The 19943-nt window shown below is 55.3% G+C and carries 19 protein-coding genes; 8 read left to right on the top strand and 11 right to left on the bottom strand.

The window, feature by feature from the left end; translation table 11 throughout:
- The first annotated feature begins 71 nt into the window (after nt 1-71).
- The 3 genes from fliK to ACTRW9_RS08095 all read left to right on the top strand — a co-directional run bounded on the left by fliK (nt 72) and on the right by ACTRW9_RS08095 (nt 3708).
- Nucleotides 72-1007 (top strand): flagellar hook-length control protein FliK, encoded by a 936-nt coding sequence (fliK, locus tag ACTRW9_RS08085; protein WP_442428949.1) that lies wholly within the window; start codon nt 72-74, stop codon nt 1005-1007.
- Entirely contained in the window at nt 1004-1294 is a 291-nt protein-coding gene (locus tag ACTRW9_RS08090; protein WP_442428950.1) for an EscU/YscU/HrcU family type III secretion system export apparatus switch protein, read from the top strand. The genes fliK and ACTRW9_RS08090 overlap by 4 nt, the downstream gene beginning before the upstream one ends.
- Nucleotides 1295-1533: 239 nt before the next feature.
- The gene (locus tag ACTRW9_RS08095) at nt 1534-3708 is read left to right on the top strand and encodes a LysM peptidoglycan-binding domain-containing protein (protein ID WP_442428951.1); all 2175 of its coding nucleotides are present in this window, start codon (nt 1534-1536) and stop codon (nt 3706-3708) included.
- Between the two features lie 15 nt (nt 3709-3723).
- Here ACTRW9_RS08095 and ACTRW9_RS08100 read toward each other — a convergent pair whose 3' ends face one another.
- From ACTRW9_RS08100 to ACTRW9_RS08110, 3 genes are all read right to left on the bottom strand, one after another.
- The gene (locus tag ACTRW9_RS08100; RefSeq protein ID WP_442428952.1) at nt 3724-4497 is read right to left on the bottom strand and encodes a M14 family metallopeptidase; all 774 of its coding nucleotides are present in this window, start codon (nt 4495-4497) and stop codon (nt 3724-3726) included.
- A gap of 5 nt (nt 4498-4502) precedes the next feature.
- Nucleotides 4503-5156, bottom strand: coding sequence for an endonuclease III (gene nth, locus ACTRW9_RS08105; protein WP_442428953.1), 654 nt, complete (start codon nt 5154-5156; stop codon nt 4503-4505).
- Nucleotides 5157-5223: 67 nt separating this feature from the next.
- Nucleotides 5224-5892, bottom strand: a complete 669-nt coding sequence (locus ACTRW9_RS08110; RefSeq protein ID WP_442428954.1) for a formylglycine-generating enzyme family protein — start codon at nt 5890-5892, stop codon at nt 5224-5226.
- A 244-nt stretch (nt 5893-6136) separates the two neighbouring features.
- Between ACTRW9_RS08110 and ACTRW9_RS08115 the strand changes: the two genes are divergently transcribed.
- Entirely contained in the window at nt 6137-7186 is a 1050-nt protein-coding gene (locus ACTRW9_RS08115) for a FlgT C-terminal domain-containing protein (protein WP_442428955.1), read from the top strand.
- On the opposite strand, the gene carB is transcribed toward ACTRW9_RS08115, so the two are convergent.
- From carB to pyrR, 6 genes are read right to left on the bottom strand one after another with little or no spacing between them, the layout of a single operon-like run.
- The gene (carB, locus tag ACTRW9_RS08120; RefSeq protein WP_442428956.1) at nt 7180-10434 is read right to left on the bottom strand and encodes a carbamoyl-phosphate synthase large subunit; all 3255 of its coding nucleotides are present in this window, start codon (nt 10432-10434) and stop codon (nt 7180-7182) included. The two genes, ACTRW9_RS08115 and carB, sit on opposite strands and share 7 nt — an antisense overlap.
- Complete coding sequence (locus tag ACTRW9_RS08125) at nt 10434-11306, bottom strand: hypothetical protein (protein ID WP_442428957.1); 873 nt, start codon at nt 11304-11306, stop codon at nt 10434-10436. Before ACTRW9_RS08125 ends, carB begins: the two co-directional genes overlap by 1 nt.
- Nucleotides 11303-12430 carry a glutamine-hydrolyzing carbamoyl-phosphate synthase small subunit gene (carA, locus tag ACTRW9_RS08130; RefSeq protein ID WP_442428958.1) on the bottom strand — a complete coding sequence of 376 codons (1128 nt, stop codon included), beginning with the start codon at nt 12428-12430 and terminating at the stop codon, nt 11303-11305. Before carA ends, ACTRW9_RS08125 begins: the two co-directional genes overlap by 4 nt.
- A 21-nt stretch (nt 12431-12451) precedes the next feature.
- A complete protein-coding gene (locus ACTRW9_RS08135; RefSeq protein WP_442428959.1) occupies nt 12452-13744 on the bottom strand; it encodes a dihydroorotase in 1293 nt (430 codons plus the stop codon).
- Entirely contained in the window at nt 13728-14666 is a 939-nt protein-coding gene (locus ACTRW9_RS08140) for an aspartate carbamoyltransferase catalytic subunit (protein ID WP_442428960.1), read from the bottom strand. Before ACTRW9_RS08140 ends, ACTRW9_RS08135 begins: the two co-directional genes overlap by 17 nt.
- A gap of 4 nt (nt 14667-14670) precedes the next feature.
- A complete protein-coding gene (pyrR, locus tag ACTRW9_RS08145) occupies nt 14671-15204 on the bottom strand; it encodes a bifunctional pyr operon transcriptional regulator/uracil phosphoribosyltransferase PyrR (protein ID WP_005010416.1) in 534 nt (177 codons plus the stop codon).
- A 219-nt stretch (nt 15205-15423) separates the two neighbouring features.
- On the opposite strand from pyrR, the gene ACTRW9_RS08150 reads away from it, so the two are divergent.
- Entirely contained in the window at nt 15424-16026 is a 603-nt protein-coding gene (locus tag ACTRW9_RS08150) for a cob(I)yrinic acid a,c-diamide adenosyltransferase (RefSeq protein ID WP_442428961.1), read from the top strand.
- Nucleotides 16027-16032: 6 nt separating this feature from the next.
- Here ACTRW9_RS08150 and ACTRW9_RS08155 read toward each other — a convergent pair whose 3' ends face one another.
- Nucleotides 16033-16329 carry a 2Fe-2S iron-sulfur cluster-binding protein gene (locus ACTRW9_RS08155; protein ID WP_442425523.1) on the bottom strand — a complete coding sequence of 99 codons (297 nt, stop codon included), beginning with the start codon at nt 16327-16329 and terminating at the stop codon, nt 16033-16035.
- Between the two features lie 102 nt (nt 16330-16431).
- Nucleotides 16432-17340: a DnaJ C-terminal domain-containing protein gene (locus ACTRW9_RS08160; RefSeq protein ID WP_442428962.1), complete on the bottom strand. Its 909-nt coding sequence runs from the start codon at nt 17338-17340 to the stop codon at nt 16432-16434.
- Nucleotides 17341-17439: 99 nt separating this feature from the next.
- On the opposite strand from ACTRW9_RS08160, the gene ACTRW9_RS08165 reads away from it, so the two are divergent.
- Genes ACTRW9_RS08165 through ACTRW9_RS08175 form a run of 3 tightly spaced genes read left to right on the top strand, consistent with a single transcriptional unit; the run spans nt 17440 to nt 19905 of the window.
- Nucleotides 17440-18261: a tetratricopeptide repeat protein gene (locus ACTRW9_RS08165; RefSeq protein WP_442428963.1), complete on the top strand. Its 822-nt coding sequence runs from the start codon at nt 17440-17442 to the stop codon at nt 18259-18261.
- The gene (locus ACTRW9_RS08170) at nt 18248-18904 is read left to right on the top strand and encodes a TlpA family protein disulfide reductase (RefSeq protein ID WP_442428964.1); all 657 of its coding nucleotides are present in this window, start codon (nt 18248-18250) and stop codon (nt 18902-18904) included. Before ACTRW9_RS08165 ends, ACTRW9_RS08170 begins: the two co-directional genes overlap by 14 nt.
- A gap of 14 nt (nt 18905-18918) precedes the next feature.
- Nucleotides 18919-19905: a methyltransferase gene (locus ACTRW9_RS08175; RefSeq protein WP_442428965.1), complete on the top strand. Its 987-nt coding sequence runs from the start codon at nt 18919-18921 to the stop codon at nt 19903-19905.
- The last annotated feature ends 38 nt before the right edge of the window (nt 19906-19943 follow it).

Consider the following 19943-nt stretch of genomic DNA (forward strand, 5'->3'; position numbering starts at 1 on the left):
TCAAAACCCAGGGTCGGGAGGAGGCGGCAATCAAAATTCCAAACCCTTATTTATTCCGGCCCGGTGACCCAGTGGTGGTGGCTCCCCGGAAGGTCCAGGGCGGATATGTGCTGGAGGCCCGCTCCGCCGACCAGGTGATCCGCCCGGTCACTCCTTCTCTTTTAAAACCTCTCATGACCACACAACAACCGATCGACGAGATGGTCTCGACTCTCAAGCAGGCTGTCGATCAACCAGCCCTGTTGAGGGAATCGAAAATCGACCCGGAACTTCTGAGCAAACTGCGGGATACTCTGCGCCTGCTTTCACCTTCGTCTGAAAATAAACTGGAGGCCCCGCGCATGCAGGAGATGGTGGATCGATCGGGAATCCAGTATGAAACCAAAGTGCGGAACCTGCTTTTGCAGGAAGGAGGAAGCGACCGCTTTCAACGCCTGCAGTTTGACTTGAAAGGTCAATTGATGGACCTGGCGACGCGGCTGGAAGAGGCCACGCAGAAAACCGGGGCTCCCTTGCGGCAGTTGCAGGAAGTTCTCCAGGCGGTTCACCGTTCTGTACAGAGCATTGAGTTTCACCAGTTGTCGAACCAGTTTGCAAAGCAGGAGCAGATTCCCCAGCTGTTGCCCTTGCCGCAATCGTTGTTTGAAGGTGGGTCACAACTTAAAATCTACGTGCGCCGCGACTGGGAAGGGGATTCGCAAAACTCCAATCCTGAAAACAAGACATTCAACATGGTGTTCTTCCTCGACATGACCGCGCTTGGCCCTTTGAGAGTGGATACCAGTGTGCGCCCCGAAGCCCTGTCGGTTTCCATCGAAACGGAAAATCCGGGTGTGAAAACATTCCTGGAAAACCATCTCCTGGGCCTGAATACCCGCATGCAGGAACTGGGATTTGCTGTCCGCATTTCCACGACTTTGAAGGAGCAGGTGGACCGGGACCTGCCGGATCATTTGACCCAGTGGGTGATCCAGGAACCCACCCGTCTGGTGGACATCGAGACATGAAAGACGAATCCCCAAAAAAGCCCAAAAGCGCGGTTTCGCTTCGCTACGATGGCACCCGGGAAACCGCCCCGGTGGTCACCGCGAAGGGGCAAGGCCTTATGGCAGAACGAATTATAGAGCTTGCACGGGAACACAACATCCCCATAAAAGAAGATCCCGACCTCGTGCAGGTCCTTTCCCAGGTGAACCTGAACCAGGAAATCCCACCGGCCATTTATCAAGTCGTTGCGGAGTTGCTGGCATTTGTTTACAAAATGAACCAGGAGTACCAGCCTCCCTCCAAATGATTCGTGCGATCCCCTGATTCTAGCGGATCGTAGAAAGGAAAGGGGCCCAGAAACCCTTGTATTTACTTGGAATCGCGCTTGACCCCCCGTCACCTTTTTGTTATCTTTAAAAAACAATCATTTAGGCTGATCTGGCCTACGCGTTCGTGAAAAATCCGGGAGGGGCGATTTACTTTCTTTCCGGCAACGACTCCATACTCGATTCTTCGGACTTTTTTTGAGGGGAAAGGTTCGGTTCCGTGCGATTGAAACAACTCCTGATTGCGTTCGTGCTGTGTCTGGTCAGCCTGACTGCCTCGCCTGTTTGGGCGACGTTTCCAGGTGAGTTCCACGAGCAGAAGGAATTCAACTTCACCGTTCCGGTGGGGTTGGAAACGCAGGTCAGTTTCTGGAAGGCCATTTACAGCAAGTACACCACCCGCCAAGTAGTCATTCACGACGATGAAGACCTCAGCATCATCTACCATGTGGTTGAATTGGGAGACAACAAATCCAACCGCTATCGCCGACGGGAAGTCCGAAAAGCCATCAACAAGTACAAAACCATCCTTCACAAACTGGCCCGGCTCAACAATTTCAACAACCTGAGTTACGAAGAAGATCGTGTGGCACGTCTGGTGAAGAAGGACTTTTATCAGGCTGCACGTCGCATCCGCGACCAGCTGGGGCAGGCCGACCGTTTTGAAGACGGCATCCGTCGGGCTGGACGATACATGCCGGAGATCAAAAGAATCTTCAAGGAAGTGGGGGTCCCGGTTCAGTTGTCGGCTTTGCCGCATGTTGAATCTTCCTTCCAGGTCCACGCGTATTCCAGTGCCGGCGCAGCGGGTGTGTGGCAGTTCACACGAAGTACGGGACGCCGGTTCATGAGCATCAATTACGAGGTGGACGAGCGTAAAGATCCCATCCTTGCCGCTTATGCCGCGGCGAAACTGCTCAAATACAATTACGAATCCATCGGAAGCTGGCCTTTGGCCATCACCGCCTACAACCACGGGTTGCGCGGAATGACCCGCGCCAAGAAAAGGCACGGGGACGATATTGTTAAAATTGTGCGGAACTATAAAAGCCGTACCTTTGGATTTGCTTCCCGCAATTTCTTCGCAGAATTCCTGGCAGCCCTGGAAGTGAGCAGCAATCCCAACCTGTATTTCCCCAATCATGTCAGAGAAAAACCAATTAGCTACAGTACGGTGCAACTCCGGGACTACGTGAATATTTCCACTCTGGAAAAATACCTGGGGATGGACCGGGAGGAGATCGCGTTTTACAACCCGGCCCTGCGTCGCCCGGTGATCACGGGTAAAAAGCACGTCCCCAAGCACTATGTATTGAAGGCTCCTGCGGACAGGTATCCAAACCTTGCCGGTCTGTACGAAGATATTCCGGAAGCACTGAAACACAATAAGCAGATGCGGTCCCGCTGGTACAAAGTTCAATGGGGGGACACTCTCATCAGTATTGCCAACCGTCTGGGAACGACGGTTTCCAAACTTAAAGAACTGAACGTCATTGGTCACCGCAACCGGATTTATCGGGGGCAGGTTCTTGAAATTCCCGGCTGGAGTGATGAAAAGGTAAAAGTCACCGAAATCAAAACCGACTGGAACCAGTATGACTTCAAGGTAGGCGATACGTTTCTGTACCGGGTTAAACGGCGCGACACACTGACTCGTATCGCGAAAAAACATGGCGTTCATGTAGGCGTTCTGGCAAAGATCAACAACCTCACCAACCCGCATGCCCTGCGCGTGGGCCAGAGGGTTAAGGTCCCCAAAGATCCAAACATGATCGAGGCCAAACTGGTTGCAAAAAAGCCGGAAACGGTCAAGGAAGAAAAGCTGGAGGTGACGGTTAAGCAGGTCGCAGTGAAGCCGCAGGTTTCCACAAAAAATGAAACAAAAGAGGGCGATACGGTTCTGGCCAGCACAGGGGTTCAGGAGTTCAATACCGACCGGCCGGCATTTCGCCCAATGCGTTTCATACCCCGGATGGAAGGGGAGTACCCCATTGGTATCGCCAGGGTGGACTTCGATGAAACCTTAAGCCATTTTGCAGACTGGGCACGCATCTCAATTCGAGAACTGCGCCGGCTCAATAACCTTCGATGGAGAAGTCGGATTCATATCAATCAGACCATCAAGGTTCCTTTCCGCCGCGTGACACCGGAAGAATTTGAAACCAAGCGCCAGGAGTACCACAAGGCAATCCAGGAAGATTTCTACACCACTTACAAGGTCGAAAAGGTTCTGGTGCGGAAGTTGAAAAAAGGGGATACCTTGTGGGAACTTTGCAACAACGAGTACGTGATTCCGCTTTGGCTCCTGGGTTATTACAACCCTGGAAAAGACCTCAATTCCCTCCACATTGGCGAGGATATCAAAATTCCTCTCATCGCCGAAATCAAGGCCTGATCCCGCTGATTGTTTTTACCGGGGAACCCGGGAAAACTCCCGTAAAGCCACCTCTATGCCCGTGAGGTGAGCTTCTATTCGTTGTTCCAAGGGGAAACGGCCCGCTGTCTCCATGGTGAACATATGACGGCATCCCCGGACGTATGCGTAAATGGCCATGGGCCAGAAATCCATTTCCTCCGGACCCTTGAGCCGTGTCAGCAAACCCCGGTCAGCAGGCGACTCTTCAATCTCCTCGCTCTCATCGAGAGGCATCACGAGTTCCACCGCATCCAGAATCCTCCGTCCCAGGTCGGACACAAAATTTTCCTGATCTTTCTGGTACAGGTAGTATCCGGCGCTATCGACGTCTTCATGAAGCTCGAGATCCAGATCAAACGGCCCGTTGGCGAATACGGACTTCACACACGCCACCTCCAGGGGTGGATGGTCCGATTGAAAAACCCGGTTCAAGTCCTCTCCCGCATGATTTTCCCGGGTACCTGCTTCGAAACCGGTTGGATTGATACACGGTATGACCTGGAATTCCCACTCAGCCAGATAAGGTTCGTAAAGTCTGCTTTCAAGAAATGTACAGACTGCCTCCACACCAGCAGGTTCGTCTCCATGAATTCCGGCTGAGATCAAAACCGTTTTACCGCCTCGCGTGCCGAAGGTGATTTTCAATAGGGGGTAGGAGACGTTTCCGGCCTCCAGCGTGCCCAGTGTGTCGATGATCGAACCGGCGGGCGCTGCGGCCCGCACCCGGTCCACCACCTGTTGATGAGAGTTTGGCGTATTGAAAATCATTTATTTTATCTAACGGTTTCTTCAGCCAAAAAACGTTTATCTGAAAATTCGCATTCCTGGACAATCACGCAATCGGAACAGTTGTAGTTTTTTGCCTTGCACACGTATCGGCCCTGCATGATGAGGTAACGATGGGCATTCGGTTTCCACTTTTTTGGAACAATTTCCAAAAGCCTGGTTTCCGCTTCAACCGTATTTTTGCTGGGAGCAAGGCCGGTCCGGTTGGAAAGGCGGAACACATGCGTGTCAACGGCAATGGTAGGATGGCCGAAGCCTTCGTTCAACACCACGTTTGCCGTTTTGCGGCCCACACCGGGCAGGCTTTCCAGAGCTTCCCGGTTTTCGGGTACTTCACCGTCGAATTTTTCCAGAAGAATCTTACAGGTCTTAAGGATGTTCTTCGCCTTGGTCGGAGCCAGGCCGATACGGCGGATGTGTTTGAGAAGACCCTTCTCACCCGCTTTCAGCATGGCTGAGGGCGTGGGAGATTGGGGAAACAGGGTGGCCGTTGCGGCGTTGACGGAGACGTCTGTTGCCTGGGCGCTCAGGATAACCGCCACCAGCAATTGGAAACGGGTTTCATACTCCAGTTCCGATTTCGCTTTGGGAAAGCGACGGCTCAATTTCAGGAACAAGGTGTTTGCGGTTTTACGGTCCAAGGTCCAAAAGAAAAAAGAAAGGTTTAGGGCCCCTTTTCCCCAAAAGATCCTCCAGATTTACAGAAGGTCAGGGTGAGAGGGTGAGGTCCCGGGCACAGCGCACACCCACAAGAAAATGATAGGTGCCGTCCGAATCTCCCCGGTAACGGACCGTAACACGGATGTTTTCAGGATCGTCCACCCAGGAGCCCCCACGAATCACGCGCCAGCTCTGGCGTTCCTGAGGACCCTGCGGATTGTCCCGCGGGCTGACCTCGTAATAATGGTCGGAATACCAGTCGCTCACCCATTCCCACACACTTCCCAGCATGTCGTGAACACCAAAGGCATTCGCCTTCCGGGTGCCGACGGGATGCGGTTTGCGCACTGAATTGAGGTCGTACCAGACATAATCGCCGTCTATCTCCGGCCCCCAGGGGTAATCGTCCACACCACCGGCTCGGGCGGCATACTCCCATTCCGCCTCGGTGGGCAGGCGTTTTCCCCGCAGAGAACAGTATTCCTGCGCCTCTTTGAATTTGACGTGCTCGACAGGCAGGTTGTCGCCGGGGAAATAGGATGGATTTTTACCCATGGTCTCCACATATTCCTTCTGCGTGGCCTCATGCTTGTCGAGGTAAAATGAGTCTATGCAAACCTGGTGAACCGGCCGCTCACGGCCGTTTTTGCGTCCCAATTCGTATTCGTACACGTTATTGGTTCCCATCATGAAGCACCCGGTAGGGATTTTCACCATGCCCTCCGGCGGGTTTTCGGCAAGAACGGGGGTCGCGAATATAAAGAAAGTGGAAAACAGAACGATAAGAATAAAGAGCTTTTTCATGCGGTGTATTTTACTTTGGGTTCGAAAGTTGTCAAGCCAAGGAAATATCTGAATTTACTGTCATCCAGGGTATTGTAGAACCGGAGCCGGTGGAACCCCGGACACAGGAGTTGCGATGCAGTTTCTTAAACCAGTTTTCCAAACAGCATTTGCCTTCATGGCAATGGGCCTCGCGTTTCTGACCGAGGCGGAGGCGTATTATCTCAAGAAAATCACGGTTGTGCCTGTGAAAAATGAATCCGGGTGGACCGGGGAATTTGATCCGGGCTCCCTGATCACCGATATCCTGGTCAAGAAGGTCGAAAAATCCCGCTTGATGGTCGTTTCATCGGGGGCAGGAAAAGGTTATGGCCTCAATCCCGACGTCAACGGCAATGAAATGTTCCTTAAAGGAACCTCTCAACTGATTCTGCGTGCACGCATACTGCGGTTCGAACCGGGGAAGAGGCCGCCACCCCGGCCCCGTCTTTCATTTGAAAAACCCGCCAAGCCGGTGCCGGACAAGAAACTGAGCGCTCTTGCGCAACTGGAGGTGGAATTAATAAACGGGTTCACCGGAAGGTCGTTCTGGAAACAGGATTATGTATACCGTTCCTTGAACGGGGATCTGGCGTTGGGAGAAACTCCTGCATCCCTTGATCCTTTACAGGGAGATTTCTATCGCACGGCCATGGGACAGGTTTTGGACCACACCACAAACCAGATTCTGGAGCGGGTTCTCACCTTCGCAAATAACCAAATGCTGGAAGGTCAAATCGTCGCCCTGAATGGAAAAGAAAACGATCAACGGGTGTTTCTGAATATCGGCAGACACAACGGTGTGAAGGTGGGTGACACGTTCCAGGTATTTCGGGTCTCCTCAGAATATAGGGACCCGTTGAATGATGAAGATTTGGGGCATTGGTACCACAAGGTCGGAGCCATCCGCATCGCGGACGTGCAACCCGGTTTTGCCGTGGGTGTCGTGCGGGCGGGGGAAAATTTCGTCCAGGGTCACATTGTGCGCGCCGCGAAATTGAAACCCCTCCCATACTGGAAAAAGAAAAAACGAGTGAGGGCGGTGACTCGAAAGGAAAGGGAGTTACAAAAGGCTGCTGACAAGGAAAAACCGCCGTTTGAGTCCCCGATTCGGGAAGTCCCACATTTTCCCAATAAGGTGACGCAGTTCAATCTGCTGGATATTGTTCATTGGACCCTGGCTTATTGACTCCGCTGTTTCTGGTTCTGCCAGTACTCCTGCAACGAGCACACATCCAAAGAAGATTCGCGGATCGCTTTCAACGCCCCGACCAGGGCGTACGCTCCGGAAAGGGTGGTGAAGTAAGGCAGGTTTTTGGCCAGCGAGGCCCGGCGCAGGGAGAAGGAATCCTTCACTTCCTGTTCTCCAAAGGTGGTGTTGATCACAAAATCGACCTCTCCGTCCTGAATCGCATCCACAATATGCGGTGACCCTTCTTTCACTTTCCTAATGGTTGTCACCTCGAATCCACGGTCCTGCAAATACTTCGCGGTTCCCTTCGTGGCCAGCAGGCGATAGCCCTGTTCGGCCAGCCGTTTGACCACTTCCACTGTCGCTGGCTTGTCGGCATCCTTGACACTGACGAAAACCGTTCCCTCAAGAGGAAGGGGCGTCCCTGTCGCAATCTGGGACTTGGCAAATGCCTTGCCGAAACTCGCATCGAGGCCCATCACTTCCCCCGTCGATTTCATCTCCGGTCCCAGCAGGACATCCACCTCCTGAAATTTGATAAATGGGAATACAGACTCCTTCACCGCGATATGCGGCACCACCGGCTCCTCGGTGAATTTCAGTTCTGCCAGCGATTTGCCCGCCATCACCCGTGCCGCCAGTTTGGCCAGCGGAATGCCGATGGCCTTGCTGACAAAGGGAACGGTGCGCGAGGCGCGCGGGTTGACCTCCAGCACATAGATGTCTTTATCCTTGATGGCGAACTGGATATTGAGGAGGCCGATGACCCCCAGCTCACGGGCCAACGCTTTGGTCTGGATTTTGATTTCTTCGATGATCTCCGTCTGAATGGAAAACGGGGGCAGGGAGCAGGCGCTGTCGCCGGAATGAATCCCCGCTTCCTCGATGTGTTCCATGACCCCACCGATGACCACATCCGTTCCGTCGGAGATGGCATCGACATCCACTTCGGTGGCATTTTCAAGAAAATCGTCGACGAGGATGGGGTGCTCAGGGGAAGCCTTGACGGCGTGCTTCATGTAGCGGTCCAGAGATTGCTGCGTGTACACGATTTCCATGGCCCGTCCTCCCAGCACATACGACGGGCGCACCACCACCGGGTAGCCGATGTCGTCGGCAATCTTTTTTGCCTCGGCAAACGAGGTTGCGGTGCCGTTATTCGGTTGCTTGAGGCCCAGTTTGTCGAGAACGGCCTTGAAGCGCTCGCGGTCTTCCGCACGGTCGATGTTGTCCGGACTGGTGCCGATGATAGGAACCCCCGCCTCCCACAAAGACACGGACAGTTTCAACGGGGTCTGTCCGCCGAACTGCACGATGACGCCGTCCGGTTTTTCCACCCGAACGATGTGCATGACGTCTTCGAAGGTCAGAGGTTCGAAGTACAGCCGGTCGGAAGTGTCGTAATCGGTGCTCACGGTCTCCGGATTGCAGTTGACCATGATGGTTTCGTATCCATCTTCTTTCAGTGCGAAGGCGGCATGAACACAGCAATAGTCAAATTCGATGCCCTGGCCGATGCGGTTGGGCCCGCCCCCCAGGATCATGATCTTTTTCCGGTCGGTGGGGTCGGCCTCGCATTCCTCCTCATAAGTGGAATAGAGATAGGGGGTGTGTGCTTCGAATTCGGCACCGCAGGTATCGACGCGCTTGTATACGGGAAAGAGGTTGAATTCCTTACGTCGGGTTGAGATATCAACTTCCTTGCACCTCAACAGCCTTGCCAGGTACAGGTCGGAGAACCCGTATTGCTTGGCCTGCCGCAGGGTCGGCTCGTCCAACGCGTCACAGTCATCAAGGCGCTGAAGGGTTTTCTCGAATTCGATGATTTCGTTCATGTTGTGGAGGAACCAGGGATCGATGCCGGTCAACCCGTAAATTTCTTCGATGGAAAGACCACGGCGAAGCGCCGCCGCAACGTGCCACAGTCGGTCCCAGTGCGGCAGGGCCAGCATCCTTTTCAATTCCTCGTGATCCTCGATGGGCTGGTGCTGGACCTCCTGCTTCGATTCGAAGTTTTCTTCAAGTCCACAAATCCCGATTTCAAGAGAACGCAAAGCTTTCTGCAGAGCTTCTTTGAAAGTGCGGCCGATCGACATGGCTTCGCCCACCGATTTCATTTGTGTGGTGAGCAGGGGAGGGGTCTTGAAAAATTTCTCAAACGTGAAACGGGGAACCTTCACCACGCAGTAGTCGAGAGTCGGCTCGAACGACGCGGGTGTTTCCCGTGTGATGTCATTCTGAATTTCATCCAGTGTGTAACCGACCGCCAGTTTCGCCGCGATTTTGGCTATGGGAAATCCGGTTGCTTTCGACGCCAATGCGGAACTGCGCGACACGCGGGGATTCATCTCGATCACGATCATCTCGCCGGTCTTCGGATCGATGGAAAACTGGATGTTGGAACCTCCGGTTTCGACGCCGATCTCACGGATGATGTCGATGGCGGCATTGCGCATGATCTGGTATTCCTTGTCCGTCAAGGTCTGCGCCGGAGCGACGGTGATGCTGTCCCCGGTATGAATCCCCATCGGATCGAAATTTTCGATGGAGCAGACGATCACCACATTGTCGCGGATGTCGCGCATGACCTCGAGTTCGTATTCCTTCCAGCCGATGAGCGATTTTTCAATCAGTACGGTGTGCGTGGGGCTGGCATACAATCCACGTTTCACCAACGTTTCGAATTCCGCCTCTGTCTCCGCCACGCCGCCACCGGAGCCGCCCAGTGTGAATGAGGGACGGATGATGGCGGGAAACCCGGTACCTTTCACGATGTCCCACGCCTCCTGTATGGACGTGGCAAAACCGCTGGGTGCGGACTGCAAACCGATCTTCTCCATCGCCTGCTTGAACAGGCTGCGGTCCTCGGCCTTGTTGATGGTCTGCACGTTGGCTCCGATCATCTCCACATCGTACCGGTCCAGAACCCCGCGCTCCGCCGCTGCCAGCGCGGTGTTGAGTCCCGTCTGCCCACCCATGGTGGGAAGCAGGGCGTCGGGACGTTCTCTTGCAATGATGCGCTCGACCACGTCCGGCGTCACGGGCTCAATATAAGTCCGATGCGCGAATTCGCGATCGGTCATGATCGTGGCCGGATTGCTGTTGAGCAGGATGACCTCGTAGCCTTCTTCCTTGAGCGCTTTGCAGGCCTGGGTGCCGGAATAGTCGAATTCGCAGGCCTGCCCGATGATGATGGGCCCGGCCCCGATGATCATGATTCGTTTCAGGTCGGTTCGTTTTGGCATCAGTCGCGGTAAATATCCCTCACGTCCACGTTGTGGTAGCGCTCCCACTTGAGGCTCATGTAGGCAAGTTGTTTGATGAGTGAAAGCCGCCGGGCTCGATGACCTATGCGGATTTTGTTTGTTTCCAAATCATCCATCCTGTTCTGGAGTTCGTAAAACCGGATCTCCAACTGGAGTTTCTCTGCATTGAGACTTTCAACTTTTTGGCCCAGCTTCTCCTTTTTCTTTTCCGCTTCGGTGCGATCCCGTTTGAGAGACAGGTTTTCTATTTTTCGCGTAAGGCTGTCGATATCCTTCTTTAGCGAACCCCACTCCTTATTCATTTTTTTAAGAGCTTTATGGTCCTGCTTTTCTTCCGCAATAACGGGCTTCACTTTGGACAGGATGTATTTGTACGTGGCCCGGGGATGATGACAGAAGTTTTCTGTAAAAAAATATTTTTTGCGGAATGGAAGGAGTCGCGCTTCGAACACATCCTCCTTGTTGAAAAACAGTTTTCCTTCATCCTCCTTCACCACCAGTTTTTCATCTTCAAACAGATCGCGCACCACCACATGTCCGTTTCCAGACTTTTTCATCAGGAACAAGCTGTGGCGGCTTTCTTTCAATCCCTCGCACAACTCCTTTTCTTCTCCGGAAAACTCTTCCGAGCGGTTCTCCATGAACCTGTGCAATGGAGTTTCACTGCCGTTGATGGGACGGTCTAACACAAACCATTCCAGGAACAAACCCATGCGCGCTTCATACGATTTGTCGTCCTCGAAAATTTCACCCGACATGGCCTGATATTCTTTCTTGGCCTGGTATATCTCGTCCATCGAGTGCGACTGGGTGATGTCCTCGATCAATTTATTGAGTGTTTCCCGGATCATGAAGCCTGTTTCATCATTTTTACAAACCGTTCAAAAAGATGGGATGAATCCTGCGGGCCCGGGGCGGCTTCCGGATGGTACTGCACCGAAAACACGGGAAGGGTTTTATGACGGATGCCTTCGACGGTCCGGTCATTGAGGTTGAGGGAGATGATCTCGACATCGGGTTGTGTGGTCGCGGCGTCCACCGCAAACCCGTGGTTCTGTGAGGTGATCTCCACCTTTTTTGTTTCCGAATCCATGATCGGCTGGTTCCCGCCGTGATGACCGAAGCGCAGTTTATAAGTACTCCCACCAAGGGCTAGATTCAAAATCTGATGCCCCAGGCAGATTCCGAAGATCGGCACTTTGCCGATGAGCGACCGTACGGTGTCGATGGCATAAGTTACCGCCGCCGGGTCACCCGGACCATTGCTCAAAAACACACCGTCAGGCTGGAGCTTCAAAATTTCCTCCGCCGTTGTGGTGGCGGGCACAACCGTCACGCGACACCCGCTTTGCGTCAGCCGGCGCAGGATGTTGTACTTGATCCCAAGATCCATCGCCACAACGAAATAGGCCGTCGCTCCGGCCTTGCGTTCGAAGCGGGTGTACCCTTTGCGCAAGTCCCAGTCGCCTTCCTCCCAGATGTACGGTTGCTCGCATGTCACTTCTTTAACCAGGTCGCGTCCAACCATCTGCGGTGCCCGTTTTGCTTTCTCAACCAGCAACTGCGGATTCGATACATCGTTCGAAATCACCGCCCTCTGTGCGCCTTTATCTCGGATATGCCGGGTGAGGGCGCGCGTGTCGAGTCCCTGGAGCCCCACCACTCCGTGCCGTTTCAAAAATGCGTCCAGCGTTTCGGTCGACCGCCAGTTGCTGGGAATGCCGCTCAGTTCTTTTATGATGAAGGCGGACAGGTACGGGCGTTCCGATTCATAGTCTTCCGGATTGACACCGTAGTTGCCGATCAGCGGATAGGTCATCACCACCATCTGGCCGCAATAGGAGGGATCGGTCAAAACCTCCTGGTATCCCGCCATGCTGGTGTTGAACACCACTTCCGCCGCGACTTCCTTTTCCGCGCCGAACATCCTGCCGCGAAAAATCCGTCCGTCTTCCAATGCGAGAATCGCTTCCATTAATGAGATACCCTTATGCGGTCAAGATGGATTGGAATAAACCATCTTGCCGCGGTAGATGGTGTGCCGGACCTGGCCCTTCACCTGCCAGCCGTGAAATGGGGAGTTTTTGCTTTTGGATTTGAACTTCATCACATCCACCGTGTACTCCGCGTCGGGATCAAATATAGTGATGTCCGCGTCCATGCCTTCACTCAAAGTTCCCTTGTCGAGACGGAACACCGCCGCAGGCCGGGAGGTCAGCTTCTCCACCACCTGCGGCAGGGTGAGGACTTTTTCCTCGACCAGCCTGAGACTCAGGGGCAGGGCGGTTTCCAGTCCCACCACGCCGAAGCAGGCATGCGAGTACTCCACCTGCTTGTCCACCACGTCATGCGGGGCGTGGTCGGTGGCGATCATGTCGATGGTGCCGTCGGCCAGCCCTTCCTTGATGCGCTCGATATCGCGGTCGGAGCGCAACGGCGGGCTCATTTTTGTGTTGGTGTCGTAGCCGCGCACGGCGGTATCCGTCAGCATGAAATGATGGGGCGCCACTTCGGTGGTGACAGGCAACCCCTGTTTCTTGGCCTGCCGGACCAGTTCCACCGAATTGCCGCTGCTTATGTGCGCGACGTGGAGGCGTCCTCCGGTTTTCTCCAGCAGGGCGATGTCGCGATAAACCATAATGTCCTCCGCCTCGTGCGGCATGCCGCCCAACCCCAGTTCGGTGGAGACCGCGCCTTCGTGCATGCAGCCGCCTTTCGTGAGATCCAGGATTTCGCTGTGCTGGATGAGGAGCAGGTCGCACATGCGGCTGTATTCGAATGCCCGTCGCATGAGCTGATTGCTCATCACGGGCCGGCCATCGTCGGACAAAGCCACCGCTCCCGCGTCCTTCAGGTCCTTCATGTCCGTCAATTCCTCGCCCTTGAGTCCTTTGGTGATGGCGCCGATGGGCAGGGCGTTGATGATGGCGCTGGACCGCGCCTGCGCCAGCATGAACTCGGTGACCGACCGCGTGTCGTTGACGGGGTCGGTATTGGGCATCATGGCGACGGTGGTGAATCCCCCGGCGGCGGCGGATTCGCATCCCGTCCGGATCGTTTCCTTGTACTCGAATCCCGGTTCCCGGAAATGCACGTGCATGTCGAGGAATCCCGGTGTGACCACACAGCCTTTGGCGTCGATTTCTTTCGCGCCGTCAGTCTCCGCTTTCGAGAGTTTTCCCTGCGGTGCGACCTTCAGGATACGGCCTTTTTCCACCAGCACGTCGAACTGTCCGTCGCGATCGTTGGCGGGATCGATCACCCGTCCGTTTTTAATGAGCAGTTTCATCGCCGCCTCCCAGCAAAAGAAACATGAGCGCCATGCGCACGGCGACTCCGTTGTTGACCTGGTGGAGAATGACCGAATGGCGGCTTTCCATGACATCGAGGGCGATTTCCACGCCGCGGTTGACGGGACCGGGGTGCATGATCAATACATCCTTTCTAGCTTTTTTCAGTTTGTCCTGCGTCAGGCAGAACAGGTTCGCGTATTCACGTATGCTGGAGAACAGGTGCTGTTTTTGCCGTTCCATCTGAATGCGAAGCATCATGATGACGTCGGCATCCTCCACCGCATCGGCGAGGTTGTACGACACCCGCACGCCCAGCTTCTCGATGCCCACCGGCATCATGGTGGGCGGGCCCACCAGCGTCACGTTCATACCGCATTTCTTCATGGCGTGGATGTTCGACCGCGCCACACGGCTGTGGGCGATGTCACCGACGATGAGCACATTCAGTCCGTCCAGTTTCTTCACCCGTTGGCGGATGGTGAGCAGGTCCAACAGGGCCTGCGACGGGTGCTCGTGCTGGCCGTCCCCGGCGTTGATCACCGGCGTCTTGATGTGCGACGCGATCATGTGCGGCACGCCCGACTCCGAATGGCGCACGACCAGAAGGTCCGGGCTCATCGCTTCGAGATTGTAGGCCGTGTCGAGCAGGCTCTCTCCCTTCACCGTACTGCTGGTGGAGCCGGAGATGTTGATGACGTCGGCGCTCATGCGCTTTCCCGCGATCTCAAACGACGTACGGGTGCGCGTGCTGGGCTCAAAAAACAGGTTGATGACGGTGCGGCCGCGCAGGGTGGGGACTTTCTTGATCGGGCGCGTGGAGACTTCGCGGAACGATTCCGCCGTATCGAGGATCAGGTGAATGTCCTCCTGTGTCAGCGATTCGGTTCCCAGAATGTCCCTGCAACTCAATCCCGTCATCGCATCATTCCTTGTTCTGGACCACGACGCGGTCTTTGCCGTCGATTTCCTTCAGTTCCACCTGCACCCGCATTTCGCGCGAGGTGGGGATGTTCTTGCCGACGAAATCGGGGCGGAACGGCAGTTCGCGGTGACCGCGGTCGATCAGAACCGCCAGTTGCACCATCGCCGGGCGCCCGAAATCCATGATGCCGTCGATGGCGGCGCGGATGGTGCGTCCCGTAAACAGGACATCGTCGCACAACACGATCTTGCGACCCTCCAGCGAAAAGTCGATGGCGGTCTTTTTCAATTCCGGTTTCTGTTTGGCGGCACCAATGTCATCCCGGTAAAGGGTGATATCCAGAATGCCCAGATCCAGTTTGGCCTTTTCGATCTCCTGGATTTTGGCCTGCAGGCGCTCGGCAAAGGTCACGCCCCGGGTCCGGATGCCCACCAGCGCGAGGTTGTCCAAGCCCTTGTTCTTTTCCAGGATTTCGTGGGCGATGCGGGTGATGGCCCGCTGGATATCGTCGGAGTTGAGGACCGTGGACGTCATCGATCCCCCTTTGCCGGTTGCGGGCAAAAAAAATCCCCCGCGGGTGTGTGCACCTTCGGAGGAGTCATGTCATGTGAGGATACTCTATCTATCATTCCGGATCCCTTGACAATCTCACAGGACTGTCTTAAAGAGGTCTATATGTTGTCTGAATATATCCACTGTGCGGAAGCAAGTCAAGGGGATTTGCTTTTCGAACAATAAAGAAAGGACCTCGCATTGGTTCGCATTTCCAAAGTTTATACGAAACAAGGGGACAAGGGAGAGACGTCGCTGGTCGGAGGGGTGCGCGTGCCGAAAGACCATCCCCGGGTGCAGGCCTACGGAACGGTCGATGAACTCAACAGCCTGGTGGGGCTGGTGCGAAGCACGCTGGATCAGATTCCTGCGGAAGCAGAACGGGAACGGGTGGACCAGACCCTGGCCGCCATCCAGCAATGGCTGTTCGATCTGGGGAGTGAACTCGCGACCGATCCGAAGACGAGCAGGAAGATGGACATCGGCGTCAAGGCGGAGCAGGTGGCGTGGATGGAGTCCTGGATGGATACGATGAACCGGGACCTCGATCCGCTCAAAAGCTTCACTCTGCCCGGTGGGCGCCTGCCACTGGCGTTTTTGCACCAGTGCCGCACTGTGTGCCGCCGGGCGGAGCGGGAAATCATCACGCTCTCCCGTCAGGAGGAAATCGGGCCCGAGGTGGGCCCCTTCATCAACCGCCTGTCCGATGCCTTTTATGTGCTGGGACGCTGGCTGGCGAAAGTCTCCGGCGACGATGAGATTCTGTGGAAACCGGGAGGGGGGACGCCTCCCGAATGGAAATGAATCCTCTTACTTGGCGCGGTTGCCCTTCCAGGTGAGGGTCACATCGCCTTTCCTGACTTTTACCTGGCACCCCAGGCGCATGCCTTCCTCAAGGTCTTCCTCATACAAATAGTCCTTTTCTTCTTCCGTTATCTTCGACAGGTTTTCCCGTCCTTCGACCACCGTCAATTCGCACACCCCGCAGGTGCCCTCGGTGCAACCAAAGGACAGCGAGACCTCCACTTCCTCACATATATCGATCAAAGACATGCCGTCTTCGCATTCGTGCGTGACGTTGTCCGGTTGAAATACCACTTTTGCCATACCAACACTCCCTGACCAGATTGAATCCGAATGAGATAAAGAGAAATGGGGGACACCGCGCAGGGCGACGCCGCTAACCAAAATAATTATTATTTATTAATACTATAGGCCTACTTCTTTCATTTTTTGGATAAGCTTTTCTTGTTCCTCGGTGAGCTCCTTGGGCAGGGCCACTTTGACTTTCACCAGCTGGTCGCCGCGCTTGCCGTTGGCGCGCACGCCCAGTTCTTTCAGCCGCAATTTGGAATTGGGCTGGGTGCCTGCGGGCACTTTCACCTGCTTGGTGCCTTCCAGCGTAGGGACTTCGATGGTGGTGCCCAGAAGGGCGTCGCTCAAACCGATTGTCTGCTCGACGAGGATATTGTCCCCCTCCCGCGTGAACAGGGGATGGGGCTGAACGTGAACGCGGAAATACAGGTCGCCGGGAGGTCCGCCGTTCATGCCGGGATGACCTTTGCCGCTCAGGCGAAGTTTTTTGCCCTCGGAGATGCCTGCTGGAATTTTCAGATTGGTATCCTCGCGGCCGGTGGGCCGGTCTACGGAGAACCGCTTTTCCGCTCCCAGGGCGGCTTCTTCGAACGTGATGGTGATGTCACTCAGCATGTCCGCGCCCTTGTTGCGCCGGGGGTGACGGCCCATGCCCGGGCCGAACGGGTCGGGGTACCCTCCACCCTGTCCACCGAAAAACTGGCCGAAACCGCCGCCATATCCCGGTGACCCGCCAAAGCCGAAATTGCGCAGGATCTCGTCCAGGTCGAAATCGCGGAATATGTCCTCCTGCGAATAGCGCTGGCGGAACCCTTCCGCACCGTAGGCGTCGTATTTCTTGCGCTTGTCCTTGTCGCTCAGAACGGCGTAAGCCTCGCTGATTTCCTTGAAGCGGTTTTCGGCTTCCGAATCGTTCTTGTTGCGGTCGGGGTGGTACTTCAGGGCAAGCTTCCGGTACGCCTTTTTGATGTCGTCCTGGGAAGCGCCGCGCTCCACGCCCAATATGTTGTAGTAGCTTTTCATGTAGCTAAGTGCTTGATTTATAGGTGGTTCTAATCTAAACTGGCTGTTGTCGCCAATATTATACTCATTAATGTAATGAAACGCCTTTTTAAAATAGCAATGCTGGTATCGGTTTTTTTTATCGGGGCTTGCGCGCATGCCGTGCCGGTATCGGCGCCGGAAGAGGCCCAGGTGCCGCCTCCACCGCCCATCGACCCGGCGGAAATGCACATCTGGACTCCGCCCAGCGAGGAAGAACTGGCCGCCCGTCACCGACGTCAGCAGGTGCTGGACGCGATGAGTTCCGATCTGGAAAAGCTGTTCATGGGATACGCCCACACGCTGGGGGAGGAAATCATCCTGGAAAACCTGGTTTCTTTCCAGTCCCCGCAGTACCACCAGTGGAACGAGGGATTCACCGAAAACCTGGAAAGCATCGACGCCATTCACCAGAGCAACGTGGATGAACTGCAAAAGTCCGGTGAAGCGGTGTCCCTGCTTGAGGAGCAATTGGAAGCCATCCGCAAACAACGCGAGGCACGCCGGTTTCGCCTCGATGAGTACCAGATGGCCATCCGTCTGTTCCGCGACGCGCGCTATGCAGAAAGCATCACCGTGTTCAACCGGGTGCTGGCCACCGAGTTCCCTCCCAACCTGCACGACAACATCCTGTTCGGGTTGGGCTCCAACTACTACCGCCTGCGCCAGTACGAAAAGGCGAAATCCTATTTTGATCCCATCGTGGAAAAACACCCCTCCACCGACAAATGGCTGGTGGCCCACGCCATGCTCGGCATGATATACAATCTAGAAGGACAGAAAAGTCGCGCGCTGTGGATCCTGCAGAAAGCGCTGGATGAAAAACCCACGGGCGAGCTGCTGTCCATCCTGCAAAACCTCGTCCTCATCACCCAGGGAAAGAAACCCGATGTCGCAAGTTAATCAGCCCGCGCCCAACCTCGACGTGGCCGAGTGGGTGCAGGGCGAAGCCTCCAATATCGACCGGGAACGCGGCAACGTGATCCTCGTCATGGTGTTCCAGGTCAACTGTCCCGGCTGTTTCGTCGGTGGATTTCCGGAAGTCCTCGAAGTGCATCATAAATTTCAGGGGCGGCCGTTGAAGATCTGGGGACTGGCCACGGCTTTCGAGGATTACCGGTTCAACAACCTGGAAAACCTGAAAAAACTGGCGCACACCGGAGAGGTGGTGGGCGAGACGCTGGCCTGCCTGCAGAACAGCAGCATGTTGCAGAACGGCCGGCTGGCTTTTTCCATTCCCTTTCCACTGGCCTGGGACCGGCTGGTGAAACGCGAAGACGGGGCGACGCCGGAGGAGATCGAAGCCTTTCTCTCTCGCGACTTTCCCGGTTACGAGGACATGCCGGGTTACACCCTGAACGCGGTCAAGACGCAGATCAAACAATATTTGGATAAAAAGGAATACGACGCCAGGACCTTCGACAAGTACGGGCTCCGCGGCACGCCGTCCACGATCCTGATTGACAAACAGGGCATCCTCAGGCACAAACTGTTTGGATCAGGCTTGAATCTGAGTGACCTCATCGAGCCGTTGCTGAACGAATAACCGGGAGGCGCCTCATGCTCACCTACCAGAAATTCGTCAAAACCATCGATGCACTGGAAGACGCGCGGGTTCTCCTCGCAGCGCTCGAATTCGATGTCTTCACCATTCTCGACAAAAAGGAGATGACGGTCCGGCAGGTTGCCCGCAAGGCGGAAGCGCAGGACGAGGGAATGTCGGCACTCCTGCACGCGCTGGTCGCGCTGGGCGCGCTCAGGAAAACCAAAGACAGCAAGTTCGCGAACACGCCGGAGATGCACCGGCACTTCTGCAGGACCAGCCCGGACTACAAAAAGGGCACCGCTCATCTGAAGATGGAGAAAAACGATGAGTGGAACCAGCTGATCCAGACCATCCGCAAAGGGCGCGACCTCACGGCGTTCGAAGACGGCGACGACCCGGAGTTTCGCCACTGCTTCTCCTACGCCATGCACGAGCGAAGCGAACCCTACGCCTCCAGAATTGCCGCGCTCCTGGCGAAGAAAAAATCCATTGGCAGATTCCTCGACCTGGGCGGCGGACCCGGTTCCTACTGCGCGGCCGTCCTGCGCAAGGATAAAAAGGCGGAGGCAACGCTCCTCGATCGTGACGCCGCCTGCAACGTGGCGCGCGCGCTGTTCGGCAAAGAAAAGTTTTTCAGCCGCTTCACCATGAAGCCCGGCGACCTGTTCGAAACGGATTACGGCAACGGATTCGACACCGTGCTGTTCTCCAACATCCTGCACATCTACAACCCCGCCGAGAACCGGAAGCTTCTCAAAAAAATCCTCAAGGCGCTCAAACCCGGCGGCAGGCTGGTGGTGGTGGATTTCTTTTTGAACGAGGACCGCACCACGCCGTACGAAGCGGCGATGTTTTCCCTCACCATGCTGTTGTTCACCGAGACGGGCAAGACCTACACGTTTTCGGAAACCGAGCGCCTGCTCACCAAAGCCGGGTTCCACAAGTTCCAGACCCACAAGCTGGACGAAGGCTCGCACGTCCTCGTCGCGCATAAGAAGTAGTTGCAGTGTACCGGGGGAGTGGAAGAGGGGAGGATATC

It is taken from the genome of Nitrospina sp. 32_T5 (genome assembly GCF_052156635.1).
GTDB lineage: Bacteria > Nitrospinota > Nitrospinia > Nitrospinales > Nitrospinaceae > Nitrospina.